17 protein-coding genes and 1 other annotated feature are annotated in these 18113 nt (G+C 43.5%); of the genes, 14 read left to right on the top strand and 3 right to left on the bottom strand.

What is annotated here, in order from left to right:
* Window positions 1-32: 32 nt before the first annotated feature.
* Complete coding sequence (locus CEQ75_RS14235; protein ID WP_089611709.1) at window positions 33-824, bottom strand: EFR1 family ferrodoxin; 792 nt, start codon at window positions 822-824, stop codon at window positions 33-35.
* A gap of 217 nt (window positions 825-1041) precedes the next feature.
* On the bottom strand, window positions 1042-2412 hold the full coding sequence (locus CEQ75_RS14230) for a TrpB-like pyridoxal phosphate-dependent enzyme (RefSeq protein ID WP_089611707.1): 1371 nt from the start codon (window positions 2410-2412) through the stop codon (window positions 1042-1044).
* Between the two features lie 59 nt (window positions 2413-2471).
* Window positions 2472-2718: a binding site (T-box leader), on the bottom strand.
* 217 nt (window positions 2719-2935) lie between these two features.
* On the opposite strand from CEQ75_RS14230, the gene CEQ75_RS14225 reads away from it, so the two are divergent.
* The 7 genes from CEQ75_RS14225 to CEQ75_RS14195 all read left to right on the top strand — a co-directional run bounded on the left by CEQ75_RS14225 (window position 2936) and on the right by CEQ75_RS14195 (window position 12101).
* Entirely contained in the window at window positions 2936-3472 is a 537-nt protein-coding gene (locus CEQ75_RS14225; protein ID WP_089611705.1) for an ECF transporter S component, read from the top strand.
* 116 nt (window positions 3473-3588) lie between these two features.
* Window positions 3589-6327, top strand: a complete 2739-nt coding sequence (locus CEQ75_RS14220; RefSeq protein WP_089611703.1) for an Ig-like domain-containing protein — start codon at window positions 3589-3591, stop codon at window positions 6325-6327.
* Window positions 6328-6631: 304 nt separating this feature from the next.
* Complete coding sequence (gene proB / locus CEQ75_RS14215) at window positions 6632-7768, top strand: glutamate 5-kinase (protein WP_089611702.1); 1137 nt, start codon at window positions 6632-6634, stop codon at window positions 7766-7768.
* Between the two features lie 10 nt (window positions 7769-7778).
* Window positions 7779-9035: a glutamate-5-semialdehyde dehydrogenase gene (locus CEQ75_RS14210; RefSeq protein WP_089611700.1), complete on the top strand. Its 1257-nt coding sequence runs from the start codon at window positions 7779-7781 to the stop codon at window positions 9033-9035.
* 96 nt (window positions 9036-9131) lie between these two features.
* A complete protein-coding gene (locus CEQ75_RS14205; RefSeq protein WP_089611698.1) occupies window positions 9132-10766 on the top strand; it encodes a class I adenylate-forming enzyme family protein in 1635 nt (544 codons plus the stop codon).
* Window positions 10767-10800: 34 nt separating this feature from the next.
* Window positions 10801-11634: a S1C family serine protease gene (locus tag CEQ75_RS14200; protein ID WP_089611696.1), complete on the top strand. Its 834-nt coding sequence runs from the start codon at window positions 10801-10803 to the stop codon at window positions 11632-11634.
* A 20-nt stretch (window positions 11635-11654) separates the two neighbouring features.
* A complete protein-coding gene (locus CEQ75_RS14195) occupies window positions 11655-12101 on the top strand; it encodes an Lrp/AsnC family transcriptional regulator (RefSeq protein WP_089611694.1) in 447 nt (148 codons plus the stop codon).
* 100 nt (window positions 12102-12201) lie between these two features.
* On the opposite strand, the gene CEQ75_RS14190 is transcribed toward CEQ75_RS14195, so the two are convergent.
* Window positions 12202-12699: a spore coat protein gene (locus tag CEQ75_RS14190; protein WP_089611655.1), complete on the bottom strand. Its 498-nt coding sequence runs from the start codon at window positions 12697-12699 to the stop codon at window positions 12202-12204.
* A 247-nt stretch (window positions 12700-12946) separates the two neighbouring features.
* Here CEQ75_RS14190 and CEQ75_RS14185 point away from each other — a divergent pair, with 247 nt between their 5' ends.
* The 7 genes from CEQ75_RS14185 to CEQ75_RS14155 all read left to right on the top strand — a co-directional run bounded on the left by CEQ75_RS14185 (window position 12947) and on the right by CEQ75_RS14155 (window position 18032).
* Window positions 12947-13171, top strand: a complete 225-nt coding sequence (locus CEQ75_RS14185; protein WP_242965233.1) for a DsrE family protein — start codon at window positions 12947-12949, stop codon at window positions 13169-13171.
* 57 nt (window positions 13172-13228) lie between these two features.
* Window positions 13229-14143 carry a DUF2156 domain-containing protein gene (locus CEQ75_RS14180; protein ID WP_089611654.1) on the top strand — a complete coding sequence of 305 codons (915 nt, stop codon included), beginning with the start codon at window positions 13229-13231 and terminating at the stop codon, window positions 14141-14143.
* Between the two features lie 35 nt (window positions 14144-14178).
* A complete protein-coding gene (locus CEQ75_RS14175; protein WP_089611652.1) occupies window positions 14179-15036 on the top strand; it encodes a GNAT family N-acetyltransferase in 858 nt (285 codons plus the stop codon).
* Window positions 15037-15148: 112 nt separating this feature from the next.
* Complete coding sequence (locus CEQ75_RS14170) at window positions 15149-15598, top strand: hypothetical protein (RefSeq protein ID WP_089611650.1); 450 nt, start codon at window positions 15149-15151, stop codon at window positions 15596-15598.
* Between the two features lies 1 nt (window position 15599).
* Window positions 15600-16172: an accessory gene regulator ArgB-like protein gene (locus CEQ75_RS14165; protein ID WP_157677482.1), complete on the top strand. Its 573-nt coding sequence runs from the start codon at window positions 15600-15602 to the stop codon at window positions 16170-16172.
* A 52-nt stretch (window positions 16173-16224) separates the two neighbouring features.
* A complete protein-coding gene (locus tag CEQ75_RS14160) occupies window positions 16225-16347 on the top strand; it encodes a cyclic lactone autoinducer peptide (protein WP_089611647.1) in 123 nt (40 codons plus the stop codon).
* Between the two features lie 464 nt (window positions 16348-16811).
* Window positions 16812-18032, top strand: a complete 1221-nt coding sequence (locus CEQ75_RS14155) for a bifunctional diguanylate cyclase/phosphohydrolase (RefSeq protein ID WP_198306550.1) — start codon at window positions 16812-16814, stop codon at window positions 18030-18032.
* Window positions 18033-18113 lie beyond the last annotated feature (81 nt).

Raw genomic sequence — 18113 nt, 5'->3', positions numbered from 1 at the left:
ATAGATTTCATTCTATGCTATAATCATTCGAATTAAATAAAAAGCTCAGGTTCATGTCTTACCATGCTGAATTTTTCAATCAGGTTTTGGGTAATTTTTTGGACAAGCTCGTGATTGTACGCTTTCGCATCAACCGGGCATTTTTTCACACAGCTGCAGCATCTGATGCATTTTGCAGCATCTACTTCGCTGTAATCCTTCATGTCAATCGCTCCCGTTGGGCAATTTTCCGCACAAATGCCGCAAGAGATGCACTGATCACTTGTCTCCGGCTTAGTAGGCGGCATCGAAGTTCTTTCTTTATAGGGATAATTTCCTTTAACAGCTAGTGCAGCCGTTTCAGTCCCAGGATGATCCTTGAGTTGTGTTAATTTTTCTCTAATCTTAATGCCGAAATTCCGAGCCAGTTCCAAATCAGCCTGATCCGGTCTCCCGGTTCCAACTTTGTTGGTATAAGAATGTTCCCCGATGAAAGCACCGGCTGCGATCCCCATAAAACCACGTTCCTCAAAGATGTTTTTCAGTTCTAACAAAGCATCATCATAATCCCTGTTCCCATACACCACGACGAATATAGCGAGGGTATGGTTCCCTTTTATTTTTGTAAAGTAATCGGACAATAATGCCGGGACTCTTCCTGCGTAGACAGGCACTCCAATGATGACCACATCGTTTTCATTAAAAATGATCTCCGAATTACGATTATCAGGCAAGGTGATATTATATTCGCTGAAATTTTCGTTGATTCCATGGGCGATTGCCCGGACAGTCTTAGCTGTCGTGTCGGTAGGGCTAAATATAAGCAAATTCAATTTATTATCCATAATCCATTTTACCTCCTAAGTGCGCAACTTAAATTTTATTATAGCATAACTCGGTAAGATCATGACGATTAATTTTTGCAGATCTAATATGGAGTAAAGAATTTCCAAGGTGGAAAAATCCCGTGATGACCAGATGGTTTTTAAATATTAAAGAGACCGGCCTTGATGGGTTGTTACCCTCTCGTGACCGGTCATATTTTTTACTCGTATTTTTCTATTATGCTTCCACCTGGGGCAGGGTGGCAAAGCCCTTTTCCAGTTCTTCATCACTGGGTATGTGATCTTCCATGGTGCCGTCGTTATAGCTCATATAGGCAGATAAATCAAAGTACCCGGTACCGGTTAGTCCGAAAAGAATGGTTTTCTTCTCACCGGTTTCTTTGCATTTAATAGCTTCGTCCATGGCCACTTTTAAGGCGTGGGCGGATTCTGGTGCCGGGAGGATGCCTTCGCAGCGGGCAAAATAGGTCGCCGCATCAAAGACCTTGGTCTGCTCTACAGAACGGGCGCTGAAATAGCCGTCATGGTATAGCTTGGAAACGATGGGGCTCATCCCATGGAAACGCAATCCTCCCGCATGGTTGGGAGAAGGGATAAAGCCGGAACCTAAGGTGTACATTTTCATCAAAGGTGTCGTTTGTCCCGTATCGCCAAAATCAAAGGCATATCTGCCCCGGGTCAGAGAAGGGCAGGAGGCCGGTTCTACGGCAATGATCTCCATATTATTTTTGCCGGCAATTTTTTCTCCCATAAAGGGGGCAATCAAACCGCCGAAATTGGATCCGCCGCCGGCGCAGCCGATCAGGATATCAGGTTGAATCTCATATTTTTCACAGGCTGCTTTCGTTTCTTCCCCGATAATGGACTGATGGAGCAGGACATGATCCAGCACGCTGCCCAGGACATAACGGCAGTTTTCTTTCTTCATGGAGGTTTCCAGGGCTTCAGAAATGGCACAGCCCAAGGAACCGCCTGTGTCAGGATGCTGAGCCAGGATTTTTCTGCCAATCTCCGTGGTAACAGAGGGGGAGGGGATGACCTTGCCGCCATAGGTTTCGATGACGGCTTTACGGTAGGGTTTCTGTTCTGCGGAAACCTTCACCATATAGACCATTAAAGGCATATCGTAATAAGCACAAGCCATCGCCAAGGCGGTTCCCCATTGGCCGGCACCTGTCTCTGTGGTCAACGAGGTCAGCCCTTGCTTCTTTGCGTAAAAAACTTGAGCGGCAGCGGAGTTCAATTTGTGGGAACCGGAGGTATTGGTGCCCTCAAATTTATAATAGATTTCCGCCGGGGTATCTAATTTTTTTTCTAAGCAATAAGCTCTGACTAGAGGAGAAGGACGATACATTTTATAGAAATTGTGCACTTCTTCGGGAATGTCAATGAATTGATCCCTTGTGTTCAGTTCCTGATCCACCAGTTCTGTGCAGAAAACATGATTCAATTCTTCAGCTGTGCAGGGTTTTGAGGTCGCAGGATTAATAAAAGGGGGCGGCAGTTCTTTCATCACAGCTTTCAAATTATACCATGCTTTGGGCATCTCCTCTTCCGATAAATAAATTTTATAAGGTATATTTGCCATTTCTGTTCCTTCCCTTCTTTTTGTTTATTATTTTAAATAAAAAAAGCCTTTATCCTAAATTTTAGGACAAAGACTATGATCTCTGCGGTACCACCCAAATTGCGTAAAATACGCCCCTCATTTCGTGTACAATCATACACGCTCCCTTGATAACGGGTGAAGCTCCCGGCTCGCATACTTTTAAAATCATTTCTGCATCGCCCTCTTGAGTCCATTCACAATAAACATTATCGCCGCAATCCCACCATCTGCGACTCTCTGAAGATAAACTGCTTTAATGTTACTATTCTCAATCAACGGTTTATAAATATCTATTTTCAGGGATTTTCAGGTTCATAAACAAAGTTCTTGGCATCATCCTATTATGAAATAAACATTTTGTCAAGAACAAAAGAATAAAATCTACTTTTAATTTACTAAATTTGCTTTATAATATTTATCAATAAGAAGATATCCGGATAAAACTTGGATTATCTCCGAATATTTTTCAACTTTATCTTAATCTATGGGAGGAGAAGAGATCATGAATACTTCAAATACTTCAAAGCTCAAGCTGCTCGTTTATTCCGGATTAATGGCTGCCCTTGTGGTGGTAGGCACCATGGCGATACGCATCCCCACCCCTACCAAAGGGTACATTCACGTGGGAGACAGTGTCGTCTATCTCTGCGGCATTCTTCTAGGCCCCCTCTATGGTGCTGTCGCTGCCGGATTAGGATCCCTGCTGGCAGACATTTTGGCGGGTTACGTGATTTACGCCCCGGCTTCCCTGATCATTAAGGCAATGGATGCCATGATCGTAGGTCTGATTTATCTATCCTTGACCAAACATAAGCCTAGTCAGAGCAAGAAAATGATTGTATTTTCCTTGGCGGTGTTTTCAGGCAGTTTAGTGATGGTCTTGGGCTATCTGGCCTTTGAGAGCATTCTGTACGGATTTCCTGTGGCAGTATTAGGAGTCATTCCAAATATCACCCAAGGAGTGACAGGGGGTCTGCTTTTGGCACCAATCTTATTTCTTTTGGAAAAACAGAACCTATTGGATAAATTAGTCAAATGAGGTAATTAATACTGAATTATTAAAAATATTTTAATAATTATCTGGGAACCCTTTTGCCAAAATCTACGTCTAAGATATAAACGCTAAAAAGCGATTTATTGAGAGGAGGCTTTATTATGATTTTACAAAGGAAGTACAGCAAGGTATGGGCTTTGGTTTTATGCTGCGCCTGTCTATTCTTGCTCACCGCCGTGGGGAGTCTGGCAGCAGGATCCAACACGATTACCAAGGTGATCATTAACGGTACCTCCTATGACAGAAATCAAATCAATGGGGAGACCATTGACCAGGATTTTGTCCAGAACTTGGAGTACACTTTAAGGGCGAATATTGATGTAGCAGGTTATGACAGTTATCGTATCAGCCTGGCTATTCAGGATCCCGGGACAGGGAATCTCTCTACGGAGCGGGATATTTCCGGGAGTTCCATCACTTTCTCTCCCTACACTTTTTCTGCCGCAAACAGAGACTATAATATTGAACTAGTATTATATGGGATGAAAGGGAATAACAAAACCTTATTAGATACGGTTTCTTTCACACTGGCCATTGGAGCTATGGATACCGCAGCACCAAGAATCAGCAGTCAGTCTCCCGCCGGCGGTGCCAAGAATGTATCAGTCAACGATGTGGTTGAGGTCACCTTTAATGAAAAAATCGACCCGAACACGGTGACATCTTCGAATATTTACATTTCTGGGAAATCTGCCAGCATTAGTCTGAGCAATGATCAACGGACGATTACCTTGACTCCGGGCAGCAGATTTTCCTATAACACTTCTTATAATGTGAACATAAGAGAAAATGGACTGAAGGATTTAGCGGGAAATGGAATTTCCGCGGCCACCTGGTCCTTTACCACCGGTTCTGACCCCTCAAGCAACCCTACTATCGAAGAACGGTTACCTGCCTCCGGGGCGAAGGATGTACCGGTGACGACGGATATTGTGATTACCTTAAGTAAACCTTTGGATGTAAACACAGTGACCGGCGGTGCCGTCACGCTAAAAAAAGGTAGCAGTACGATACCGGCAACCATTGTTCCCCGCAGTTCCAACAGCGCAGGTCAGGGGACGATTACCATTGATCCCATTTCATCTCTGGAACTTGGCACTCAATATACGGTAGCGGTATCAGGCAATACGATCAAAGATACGTCTGGGAAGACGCTGGGTGCAAGCTCCTGGAGCTTTACCACCACCGCCGGGTCGGCACCGACTGTTCAGAGTCAGTATCCCGCCTCCGGTGGGAAAAATATTCCGTTAAATGCCACCGTTACCTTTAAGTTTTCCAAAGCCATGAATTCCGGTACGATTAACGGGAACAATATTTATCTTACCCGTGCAGGCTCCAGTTCGAAAATATCCGCTGATCTGAACTACAATAGTTCGACTCGTACTGTTTCCCTTGATCCCAGATCAGATTTAGCAAGATCCACCTCTTATACTGTTTATGTCACTAGCGGTGCTAAGGATTCGTCAGGAAATGGTGTTTCCGCCACCAACTGGAGCTTTACTACGGGAAGTGCCAATTCCGTGACGATTTCCAGTAAAAATCCGGCGCCTAATGCCAAGAATGTACCGGTGGAAAGCACTGTGAGCTTTAAGTTTTCCCGTGCGATGAATACTTCTTCCATTGATAGTGACAGCATCTATCTGAGACGGTCCGGAAGCAATACTGCTGTCAAGGCGGATGTGAGTTATAACAGCTCTACTCGGGTCGTAACATTGACTCCGCGCAATGAATTGGATTACGATGAAACTTATACCGTTTATGTTACCAGTGATGTACGGGACTCTGATCGTGATTATATTGCGGCAGAGCAATGGTCCTTTGATACGATAAGTGAGGATGACCTGCATATCAGAGATCGGGATCCGGAACCGGGAGAGGATGATTTTCCGGTAGACAAGGAAATCACGATTAAATTCTCACAAAAACTAAGGTCCTCTTCCATCACAGGAAGTACGGTTTATCTCCGCAAAGCTGGAAGCTCCACTAATATCAATGCCACCTTGTCTTATTCAAATTCCAGTCGGACGGTGACATTAACGCCGAAATCCAATCTGGCAAGCGATACGGATTATCGCATCTATTTAACCAACGGGATTCGGGATGAGGACGGCAATAGATTGTCTGCCACCAACTGGATCTTTACCACAGAGAAGGAAACATTGGCAGCCGGCAGCTTTGTACCTTCTTCCGGTGCCCAAAATGTGGCGGTGGGGCAGAGTATCAGAGCCACTTTCTCCCAGGCCATGAGGGCCAATACCATTGACAGTTCTTCTGTTTATCTGAGAGAAACGAGAAGCGGTCAGTCGGTCCCGGCGGATGTGAGTTATAATTCTACCAACCGTACGGTTACCCTGAACCCTAAGAACAATCTGAAATTTGACACTCAATATACTGTTTACATTACTGACAAGGCCAAAGGTTCTAATGGAATCAGTGTCAAGGCAGTAAATTGGTCCTTTACCACGGTGAGACTGCAAGGAACCTCTGCTCGTCCCCTGGTCCTGGTGAACGGTAATAATGTAGAATTTACCGATGCCTATCCTTATTTGAAAAACGGCCGGGTGATGATTCCTTTCCGTGCCCTGTTCGAATCCTTAAATGCCACTGTGGATTATCAGCAAACGGAGAAAAAGGTTACGGCGAAATTAGGCAATAACACGGTGGTTCTTTATGTAGGAAGAAGCACGGCCTATCGTAACGGCAAGGCGATTACTCTGGATGTACCTCCTGTTTCCATTGACGGCAGGGTGATGATTCCCCTCCGCTTTGCCGGAGAATCTTTAGGTGCTGATGTGCGCTGGGATAACAATGTCAAGACTGTGTTTATCAACACGAAATAAGCTTTATATACAATAAATCCAGAAACTAGCGCTAAAGAACCTCCACTCTTCCTCCGGTGGAGGTTCTTTGTTTTACTTTCAGAAGGTATCAATGAGGTCATTTTTTCTGATTTCTCATGATAACATTGATACGAAACTTTCCTGGTTACTCCGAAGATAAAAACATATTTTGTCAAAGTTTGTATTTTAACATTATTTAAGTGAAAAAGAATTGAATTTTCTTCTCTATGAAATATAATGAAATAATATACCTTTACCATTCGGTTATAATTAAGAACAGTTAAGAGCAGAAAGGATGAGGATCATGGAGATATCATTTTCCAGACGCTGCTTAAGCACAGCAAAAAGAATCGTGGTCAAGGTGGGATCGACAACATTGACCTGCAGCACAGGGAAAATGGATTTGGACTTAATTGATAAATTGGCACGCAAATTAACTAATGCCGAGCATCAGGGCAAGGAAGTCATTTTAGTCACCTCCGGTGCCGTAGGGGTTGGCCGTGATAAGCTGGGGATGTGCAAAAAACCCAAAAGCATTCCGGAAAAACAGGCAGCTGCTGCTGTTGGCCAAGGCCTTTTGCTTCATATGTATGAGAAAATGTTCAGTGAATACGGACAAACGATTGCTCAGATTTTGCTGACCAAGGGGGATATTGCCCGGCGCAGGAGTTATATCAATGCCAGGAATACCTTGCATACCCTTTTGACCATGGGGATCATCCCCATCATTAATGAAAATGATACGGTAGCCTGGGAGGAAATCCGTTTTGGGGATAACGATACTCTGGCGGCCATGGTGGCCGGTCTGGTAGATGCGGATTTGCTGATTATCCTTTCTGATATTGACGGTCTATATACCGGGAACCCAAAAACCTGTCCTGATGCTCAACTGATTCCTTTGATTCGGGAGATTACACCGGAGATCGAAGCTCTGGCCGGGGGGGCAGGGAGCCAATTGGGAAGCGGCGGGATGCAGACAAAAATTCAGGCAGCCAGAATTGCCGGTAATTCCGGTATTCCCACGGTGATCACCCAGGGAAAGGATCTGACCCTATTTGATGATATCCTGGAAGGACGGGAGGTGGGCACTCTTTTTCTCCCCAAAGAATACAAGCTGCACCATCGAAAAAGATGGATTGCCTACGGAGCTGAAATTCGTGGTGTTTTATTAGTGGACCAAGGAGCCCGGGAAGCTATCTGCACAGGAGGGAAAAGCCTTTTACCCATTGGAGTGGTCGGCGTGGAAGGGCATTTTGAACCGGGAGATATCGTTAGCATTCAGACAGCTGATCATCAGGAATTAGCCAGGGGTATTGTAGATTATGATGGGGAAAACGTGCGAAAAATTATGGGACATCAATCACAGGATATTGAAGGAATCTTAGGCTTTAAAGATTATGATTATATCGTCCACCGGAATAATATGGTACTGAAAGGTTAAGGTGAAAAAAATGAATTGGCAAGAACGTTGGCAAGAAATCGGCAAAACGGGACAGGAGGCAGCACAGTTCTTAAACCTGGCATCTGCAACGGAAAAAAATCAGGCTTTGGCAAGAATGGGCGCAGCTTTGGTGCAAAACACCTCCTGCATCCTGGAGGAAAACGAAAAGGATATGGCTTTAGGACGGGAAAAAGGTTTGCCCGGCCCTCTGTTGGATCGCTTAATGCTCAATGAAAAGCGTATTCAGGAGATGGCGGACGGTCTTCAAGCTTTGATCAATTTGGACGATCCCATTGGTGAGGTTCTCGGCATGCAAAAGAGACCGAACGGTCTCGTGATTGGCAAAAAAAGGGTGCCCTTGGGAGTAGTGGGCATGATTTATGAAGCCCGGCCTAATGTCACGGCAGATGCCGCCGGTTTATGCCTAAAAACGGGTAATGCTGTGATTCTGAAAGGAGGCTCCGAGGCTTTTTTCTCTAATCAAGTTCTAACAAGGATCTTGCGTCAAGGGCTTAAGGAATCCGGATTTCCAGAAGGTTGTATTCAATTTGTAGCCTCCCGGGATCGGGAAGAAGTGGATCGCATGATTCAAATGAAAGAGTATCTGGATGTGATCATTCCCCGGGGAGGAGCGGGGTTGATTCAGCATGTGGTGCAGCATGCCACTGTACCTGTAATTGAAACCGGCGTGGGCAACTGTCATACCTATATTGATCAGGATGCGGATCCGGAAATGGCAGTCAGGATTGCTGTCAATGCCAAGACTCATCGGCCGGGGGTGTGTAATGCCATGGAAACGCTTTTGGTTCATGGTGAAATTGCCCCGCTCATTCTCCCTGCCCTTCAGGAAAAGCTGGAGGATCTGGGTGTGGAATTAAGGGGCTGCGCCAGAACATGTACCCTTCTCCCCGGGCTTACCCCGGCACAGGAAGCGGATTGGAGTACGGAATATCTGGATCTGATTCTGGCAGTGAAAGTGGTGGAGAACTTGGATGAGGCTTTGGCTCATATCCACACATATGGGACGAAGCATTCTGAAGCCATTGTTACCAATCATTATGGCCGTGCTCAAAAATTTCTGGAAGAAGTGGATGCAGCGGCAGTCTATGTCAACGCTTCCACTCGTTTTACCGATGGTGCCCAATTTGGTTTTGGCGCGGAAATCGGCATCAGCACTCAAAAGCTTCACGCTCGGGGACCTATGGGATTAGAAGCTTTGACCACCATCAAGTACATTATTTATGGGAGCGGGCAAATAAGATCTTAAGCATAGGAAATATCTTGGTTTTGATTTTTAGCTATAACAATATGGGGGATTAATGATATAATCAAATATAAAAATAAAAGGGAGGAATAAAAGATAATGCCCATAACAGAAATACTTGCCCGCAATGCTAATTTATATGGAGATGAGGTTTGTCTCATTGAAATAAATCCGGAGCTGAAAGAGAAGCGGGAAGTGACTTGGCGGGATTACGAGCTGATTGAACCCAATCCGGTATCAAAATACCGTTGTGTGCTTACCTGGCACGAATTTGACGAAAAAGCCAATCGATTTGCCAATCTTCTTCTCGAACGAGGAATTAAAAAAGGAGATAAGGTAGCTATTCTCTTGATGAATTGTCTGGAGTGGCTGCCCATTTATTTTGGGATTCTAAAAACCGGGGCCTTGGCCGTTCCTTTAAATTATCGTTATACGGCAGAGGAGATCAAATACTGCCTGGAATTAGCGGAAGCGGATGTACTGGTTTTTGGTCCGGAATTCATTGGCCGGGTAGAGAACATCAGTGATCATATCCCTCAAGTGAAGCTGCGGTTCTTTGTAGGTGAGGATTGTCCTTCTTTTGCGGAATGTTATGAACAATTAGTGGGAAATTTTAGCGTTTCCTCACCTGAGATCCCATTGTCAGATGAAGATGACGGGGCAATATATTTTTCCTCCGGAACCACAGGTTTTCCGAAAGCAATCCTTCATAGTCACCGTAGTTTGGTTTCCGCCTGTGAGACGGAACAAAACCACCATCAGCAAACCCGGGAGGATAATTTTCTCTTAATTCCCCCACTCTACCATACCGGCGCCAAAATGCATTGGTTTGGCAGTTTTTTGGCGGGCAGTAAAGCCGTGTTGCTGCGGGGTGTGAAACCGGAATGGATTTTGAATGCAGTTTCTGAAGAAAAAGCAACCATTGTCTGGCTCCTTGTGCCTTGGGCGCAGGATATTTTAGATGCTTTGGATCGGGGTGATGTAAAGCTGGAGGATTATCAGCTGGAGCAGTGGCGTCTGATGCATATCGGTGCGCAGCCGGTACCGCCCAGTTTGATTCACCGCTGGCAAAAATATTTTCCCCATCAACTCTATGATACCAATTACGGGCTAAGTGAATCCATTGGCCCCGGTTGTGTTCATTTAGGAATGGAGAACATCCACAAGGTGGGGGCGATCGGAAAACCTGGGTTTACCTGGGAAGCTATGATTGTTGACGAGGCAGGCAACCTGACTGATCAGGGCGAGGTAGGAGAACTGATTGTCAAAGGACCGGGGCTTATGAAATGCTATTATCGGGATCCGGAAGCTACCGAAGCTGTACTTAAGAACGGCTGGCTTTTTACCGGGGATATGGCCCGTATGGATGAAGATGGTTTTATTTATTTGGTAGACCGGAAAAAGGATGTTATTATCAGCGGCGGTGAAAATATTTATCCGGTGCAGATCGAGGATTTTCTTCATAAACACGAAGCCATTAAAGATGTGGCGGTCATTGGTCTTCCGGACCACCGTATTGGTGAAATTGCCGCAGCCATCATTGAACTGAAACCAGGTTTCCAGTGTACAGAGGAAGAAATTATGGAATTCTGTATGGATTTACCCCGTTACAAGCGTCCCCGCAAAATTATTTTTGATGTTGTGTTACGCAATCTCACGGGGAAAATTGAAAAACCGAAACTGCGGGAAAAATATTGGGGTGGGAGCGCGGTAGAGGCTCAAATCAGCAACTAAGCAAGATCCTGGTGCCGGGGAAAGGAGGCTTTCCATGGATCGTGATTTCAAAAAAGAGATCGACCCGGATATAGACGGAGATTTGTTAGAGGAAAATGAAGCGGAAGATATTGGGGAAAATATTTCCAATGATGGCTCTGATGAATACTTGGAGGTTCCCGGTCGCGGCAAATGGTTCTTACGCTTGGTCGGTATCTTGATTATATTGGCTTTTACAGCCATGCAAATGCCGAATCTTTCTTCTCTTTTGTCCGATAGAATGACCTTTTTAAGTCAGAATCGAGAACTTTTAAAAGATGAAATCGTCCTGGCGAGCAAGCCGGCGGTCGTCAGTATTGAGGCTTTCCGCACCAGAGAAGCGGATTTAGGCATCAGTCGCGGTACAGGTTTTAATATTTCTCCAAGCGGCAGGATTATTACCAATCATCATATTGTTACCAATGCTGATAGAGTTACAGTCTCCTTTGGAGACGGCAGAAAATATTTTGTCCAGTCCTATGAAGTCGTTCCCGGAGCAGATGTGGCTGTGATTGAGCTTTCGGCTGATAATCTGCCTACCTTGCCCCTTAATAAGTCAAAACTGGTGCAAAGAGGGGATACAGTCACCATTATCGGTAATCCCCTCGGTTTTGAAAAGATTTCTCAGCGGGGTCAGGTAGGGCAGTTTTACGATTGGGGAGAAAACAACGTGCCCATTTTTGATATTGACATCCCGATCAATCCAGGAAACAGCGGAAGCCCAGTGCTAAACAATCAGGGGGAAGTGGTGGGCATTATCTTTGCCAGCACGTCTTTTGAAAGGAACGGTCAAAAAGAGTACCGTGCCTTGGCGATCCCCGTGCAGCTTTTGGAACTTAAGCAGTCTTAATTGTAATCAGGAGGAATCATATGGATGATGTAGATCATAAAATCCTTAAATTATTAGAGCATAACGGCAGAATGTCTCATGAAGAAATCAGCAAAAGACTGAATATTTCACGTCCGGCCATTCACCACAGGGTGGCCAAACTGGAACAAAACCATATTATCAAAGGCTACTGTGCGGAAATCAATTGGAGTCAAGCCGGTCAGGGAATACAAGCGGTAATCTTTCTTAATGTGCATACGAAGGATTTTAATGACATGATGGAACAAATCATCCGGATCCAAATTCCCGGTTTAACCATCGAAAAATGTTACCGTGTTACGGGACAATGGTGTATCATGCTGAAGATCAGGGCCGGGATCACTGATCAAATTACAGCCCTCCATGATGAGATGCTGAAAATCGATGGGATGTTAGAAACCTTTACCATGCTGATATTATCAGATACCGATAAAAGCCAGATAGAATGATTAAAATGAAGCAGACTCCGCAAAACGGCGAAAAACTGCATCGTCAACATGGCGGTAAGCTGATAGAAGAAAATCAAGAAAAAAGGGATGTTGCTCCCCATTATTGGGGAGTATACATCCCTTTGCTTTCCATGTATTTAAAAATGGCATCACCGTGTTCCTGTTCTTCTTTCTGAATATGATTTAGAACCTGGCGCATCTGGGTGTCCCGGGATTCAAAAATCGTGGTGTCGTAGGTACCGGATACATATTTTTCTGTCATCAGCAGATCATTGCACATTTCCATATCTGTTGGCTGGAAGGCTGGCGTCCCATATGCCTGGAAACTGTTCGTGCTTTGCTGGGTTTGTTGCTGAGATTGTTGTTGGCCTTGCCCTTGATTTTGCTGTTGATTCATCGCGGGGATTTGACCGCTTAGCAGCTGGTTAATCGTGTTTAAATGTTCTTGTTCGATTTTAGCATGATTTTGAAAAAGGTTTTGCAATTGAGGATCCGAGGCCTGCCTGGCATAACCAGTGTATTTTTGGATGCATAGCTCTTCATGGCTTTTTTGATCTTCCAATAAAGATCGTTCTTTTGATGTTAAAGAAATAGTCATATCAACACCTCCAATGCTAGTATTTTCAAATAAAAAAAATCTATACGGAATTTTATGTTGTACCAGGGAAGGTGCCCTTCTCATGGACTTGAACTTTATGTTATAATCATGAGTAAATAAAAAGGAGGCGTTTTAATTGGCTGAATATAAAGGGTTGTTTCATATTGATGAAAGTGCAAAATGGGGTTTGTTGCTTACCAATGTGGAAAATACCCTGAAATCCGGGGAAGAAATGGAATAGTCGGTGGTGGCAAATGCTGAAGCGGTACGGGATTTTGCCCAGGAAGGTGCAATAAGAGAACGTATGAGCAAGCTAGCTGCCCAAGGAGTGTCTTTTTCTGCCTGCCGTAATGCTCTTCAGGGCAACAATGTTGATATTCCCTCTTTACCTGATTTTGTACAGATCGTTCCCGCCGGCATTGTGGAATTAATAAAACTTCAAACGGCTGGTTTTTGCTATATTAAACCTTAAAATGGTTTACATTAAAAGGTGCCGAATATCAGGAAATGAAATGAGGAACTAAACTGAATGATTAATTTTAAAAAGGTTGAGCTTCAGGATAAAGCTTGGGTGGACCCCTTGTTAAGGGCGGCTGATTTTGGGAGCTGCCATCAGAGTTTTACCAATTTGTTTGCCTGGGTGAACATTTATTGCTATCGCATCGCCCAGGTAGAAAATCATCTGGTGGTAAAAGGTACCATTACAAATGATTCCGGAGAAGCAACTCCATATTATTTCTTTCCCGCAGGAGGGGGAGATCCTCAAAAGGTGCTGGAAGAAATGAAAAAGGATGCAGATGATGCCGGTCATCCCTTTGTTTTGTATGGACTGTCACCGGAGAATGTGACGGACATGAAGCGTATCTTTCCAGAAAAATTTGAATTCAAGGAAACCCAGGAAAGTTTTGACTATGTTTATCTTTTGGAGAAGTTAGTGACCCTTTCCGGGAAAAAACTATCGGCCAAAAGAAATCATATCAACCGCTTTAAAGAGAATAATGATTGGACCTTTGAACCGATTACCATGGACAATATTGAGGAATGCTGGGAAATGAACGTTCAATGGTGTCGTCTTAACGGCTGCCTGGAGGATCAACATTTATCTGATGAGTATTGTGCGGTACGCCGCTGTTATAAATATTTCCAGGAACTAAGTCTGGAAGGGGGATTGATTCGCTCCGCGGGCCGGGTGATAGCCTATACCATGGGGGGGCAATTAAATTCAAATACCTTTGATATTAATGTAGAAAAAGCCTTTGGGGAAATCCAGGGTGCTTATCAAATGATTAACCGGGAATTTGCCGCCTTGATCCAAGAAAAACATCCTCAAATCCTTTATGTCAACCGGGAAGAGGATATGGGCTATCCGGGGTTGAGAAAAGCCAAATTATCTTACTATCCTGTAAAATTTGAGGAAAAATACTTAGGTAGATACATTAACTGATCAAAGCAGGTGTTCGGCAGGAGGGAAAGACCGGGATGATAAAAATAAGATTGGCCGAAGATGGAGATATTGGGGAACAGAAAGAAATCTGGCGCCTTTGTTTTGGGGATAGTCTATCTTTTATTGATTATTACTATCAGCATCGTTATCGGAAAGAAGAAACCATGCTTTTATGGACTGAGGAGAAACTGGCTGCCATGTTGACCATGATCCCTGTTAAGCTGCAGCTTCCCCGAGAGGAATCCCTGACCGGCCGCATGCTTTATGCCATTGCCACCCATCCTGCGTTTCAAAAAAGAGGCTTGGCCACCCGGCTGATGGACTATACCCATCGCTATGCGGAAGAAATGAAAGATGATTTTACGGTTTTAGTGCCTGCTCATCAGGCACTATTTGATTTTTATCGGAAACAAGGATATCGGGAAGGGTTTTATTTGAGGGAGGCCGTTTGGAACAAGGATGAAGGGATCAAAGAAGAGAAACAATTTCCTTTGAGAATGACAAAGATTACACCTGATCTTTATAATAAAAGGAGAAATAAATTTTTACTGGATAAGATTTATATTTCCTATGAAGAAAGAGAAATTTTTTACCAACAATCTTTGTCCCAAAGCTCAGGAGGGAATCTCTACGCTTTGGACATGCCTGGGGTTCAAGGATGTGCGGCTATTGAAGGGGTAGGTAAGTCGGAATATCTTATCAAAGAAATTCTGCTTCCGGAAAAGTTCCTTGCCGAAGCTCTGAAAAAAATTGCTCAAATTCTTGCTGCAGAGAAAATCATATTTCGTACCCCCGGAACTCAGCGTCCCTTTGCCATGATCAGAGAGACAGGAACATTTCCTTTAGGGTTGGGGTCAGAGCGGGGAGCTTATTTAGGTCTTGCCTTTGATTAGGGAGAAAAGCAGGAATACAGGAAAATCTGTCGAAAAAGATAAAAAGAGGAGAAAAAGATGAATAAAGTATTAAAACAACACCTTGTGAAATGACATAATGGGGGTTTCTAATATGGAAATGTCAGTTTTTCGTTTAATTTTTTATGGCATTCCTGAATACATTGCTTTGGTGGCGTTAGCTTATGCCATAGCCCGGATTAATTTTGAATGGCCAAGAATTGCACTTATCGGAGTATTTTTGGCTTTTACCACCTTTTTGATTCGTTTATTACCCATCACTTTTGGGGTTCATACTTTAATTATCGTCGGCTTATTTACCTTTTATTTGACTGTTTATGCAAAAATCGATGTTCTGCGCTCCGTTTCTACAGTACTAATTACATATTTTATGCTTGTATTTATAGAGGCAGGCTCCCGCTCTTTAACATTATCCCTGTTAAACTTATCAATGGATGAGGTAAAGAATAACGATTTTTTAATTATCGTTACCGGTTGGCCGGAGATCTTCATTATTTTAGGCTTGGCTTATGGAATCAAAAGATTTATATGGAAGGAAAGATAAAATGGGTTATTCAAAATTAAGCACGGGGATCGCCAGTTATCTGGGTCAGGAGCTCAACCTGGATCAGGAAAAAGAAACTGTCATTGCCTATTCTCTTGATAATATCCTGTTGGCCATCACCGGTTTTGTGCTGATCGTCTTGGTAGGTGCACTTTTTGGGGCGGCTTTGCCGGCAGCCATTACTGCTCTGGCCGGAGGTGTGCTGCGCAGGTTTTCCGGCGGTGTACATGCCGCCACACCTATTAAGTGTATGCTTTTCAGCTCCTTAGGATACGGACTGGCCTCTGCCCTTGGTTTTCAATTGTCTCAAAGGGTAGCTCCGGCAATGGGATTCTTCATACTGCCATTTGTTTTTGCCCTGATTGTGGTATTCCTTTATGCTCCGGTTGATTCCCCGGCCAAACCCATTCATGACTTAAAATTAAAAAAACGATTAAAACTGGGATCGATTCTTTTTATACTCTTGATGCTGCTGTTGGTCATAAGCCTGGAATCAACAACGATCAAGGTTGCAGTGACTGTAGGGATTTTGATTCAATCATGTACCCTTTTTCCTGTTTTTAATACCCATTGAGCAAGAAAGGAAATTAAAAGCAGGCAGATTAAAGAGAATGGAGGTGGAGAATATGAAGAAAACTTTATTAATTGCCCTATCCTCCCTATTAATGCTTCTGGCCAGTGCCAGTTCTGTTTTTGCATGTGCTTTCTGGGGATATCAGCCGGAGGTACCGAAAAGCTTGCAGAAATAAATGACTAATATCATCATGATAGATGCAAAAGAGAAACCATACCTTATCATAAAAAGAGGCGCTCCAGGCCGCCCCTTTTTTTGTACTTTCAAAAAGTATAAGTGCACCGAAGGCTTCCCCTAAGCCTTCGGCTTGCGTAGCGTAACCAAGTTTTCTTTACGATACGGAAGGTTAATTTGTGCTGTTTATTTCATCACTTAAGAAAGTTGGGATATAATCGCATGATGAAATATTTCCAAATCAAAAATCATGAATTTTTATATAAATATATTATTTTAACACAAATTCTCTTTTTTTTATTGACGGGAATTTTATTATTTAGAGTGTTTAATTTATCTTTCGATAATATATTATTTCATAAAGGAAATCTCTTCATATTTGTGTTCTTATTTACCCTCTGTCCTTTGCTCCAAAAGATAGATTTAAAAGTGCCCCATTACATTGTTCTTTGGGATCTTCTCATTATGACCTTTTATATCGGAGTGGTGGGATATTTTTTAATCCAGGAGCAGGAGTCCCTGTTTAAAATCGTTTTATTTATGCCGGTCATTACCATGGCCCTGAAGTATGGAGTGCGAACTGCTTATTTCTTTGCCTTAGTTTCGTGCGTGCCCTTGTTTACCAGCAGTTATGCCCACCAATTTATTACACTGGATATAGATATTGTCCTCGCCGGCGTTATCTTTTTACTGGCTTGGCTATTAGGTAATCTGGCGGAAAATGAATTTGCTTACCGCAATGAGTTGGAACGTCTGGCCACTCATGACGGTTTAACGGATATTTTTAATCATCGCAGTTTTCAAAGTATTTTAAAGCAGGAAATCAAAAAAGCAAGTAAAAAGGATTCCTGCCTAACTTTAATGATGCTGGATATTGATTATTTCAAACAGTATAATGACGCTTACGGACATCAGGAAGGGGATAAGGTTCTCTGCGATTTGGCCCAAATATTTCAGGAGACCATCGGAGAAAGAGGCTTTTGTGCCCGATACGGCGGTGAGGAATTTGCCGTGATTTTACCTGGAATTAATTTGGCACAGGGAAAAGCTGTAGGGGAAGAGCTGAACCAAAAGATTCAAAATCATGTTTTTTATGGAGCTGAGATCTTACCCCAAGGAAGGCTGACTATCTCTATTGGGGTAGCAGCTTACCCTCTCCATGCACTTAATAGAGAAAAACTAATCAAAAAGGCTGATGAAGCTTTGTATCGAGCCAAATTTATCAGCAAAAACCGGGTCGAAAGCTACTACTCTGATTTTGATCAAATCTCCTTATTCTTAAAGGATGAAGAAAAGGAACTCTTTAATTCCATCAGCGCTTTTACCATGATTATCAATGCCAAAGATGATTATACTTATGGTCATTCTCTCCGAGTCATGGATCTGGCCAAAAGACTGGCTCTGCGTCTGGAATTAGAGGGATTATTGATCCAGCAAATTACCTCCGGGGCTTTACTTCACGATATCGGTAAGATGGAAATTCCCCGGGAAATTTTAAATAAACAAGGTAAGCTTACCAAGAAGGAATGGGAATTGTTTCGTCTCCATCCCGGGTGGGGGGCAGATATTATTGCACCCCTTAAATCTTTGAATATTTTAGCGGATATTATTTGTTACCACCATGAAAATTTTGATGGGACAGGATATCCGGAAGGGATCAAAGGTGAGGTGTCTATGGTAATCTAATAGTAGGCCACCGTAGTCATTGAAAAACCGGCCACAATAGATTAACCTACTTGAGAGGAAATTCAACAGGTAGGGGCTGGG

The organism is Dehalobacterium formicoaceticum (genome assembly GCF_002224645.1).
In the GTDB taxonomy this organism is placed as follows: Bacteria; Bacillota; Dehalobacteriia; order Dehalobacteriales; family Dehalobacteriaceae; genus Dehalobacterium; species Dehalobacterium formicoaceticum.
The sequence above is the reverse complement of the archived record's forward strand: the minus strand, read 5'-3'. Positions and strand labels throughout refer to the sequence as shown.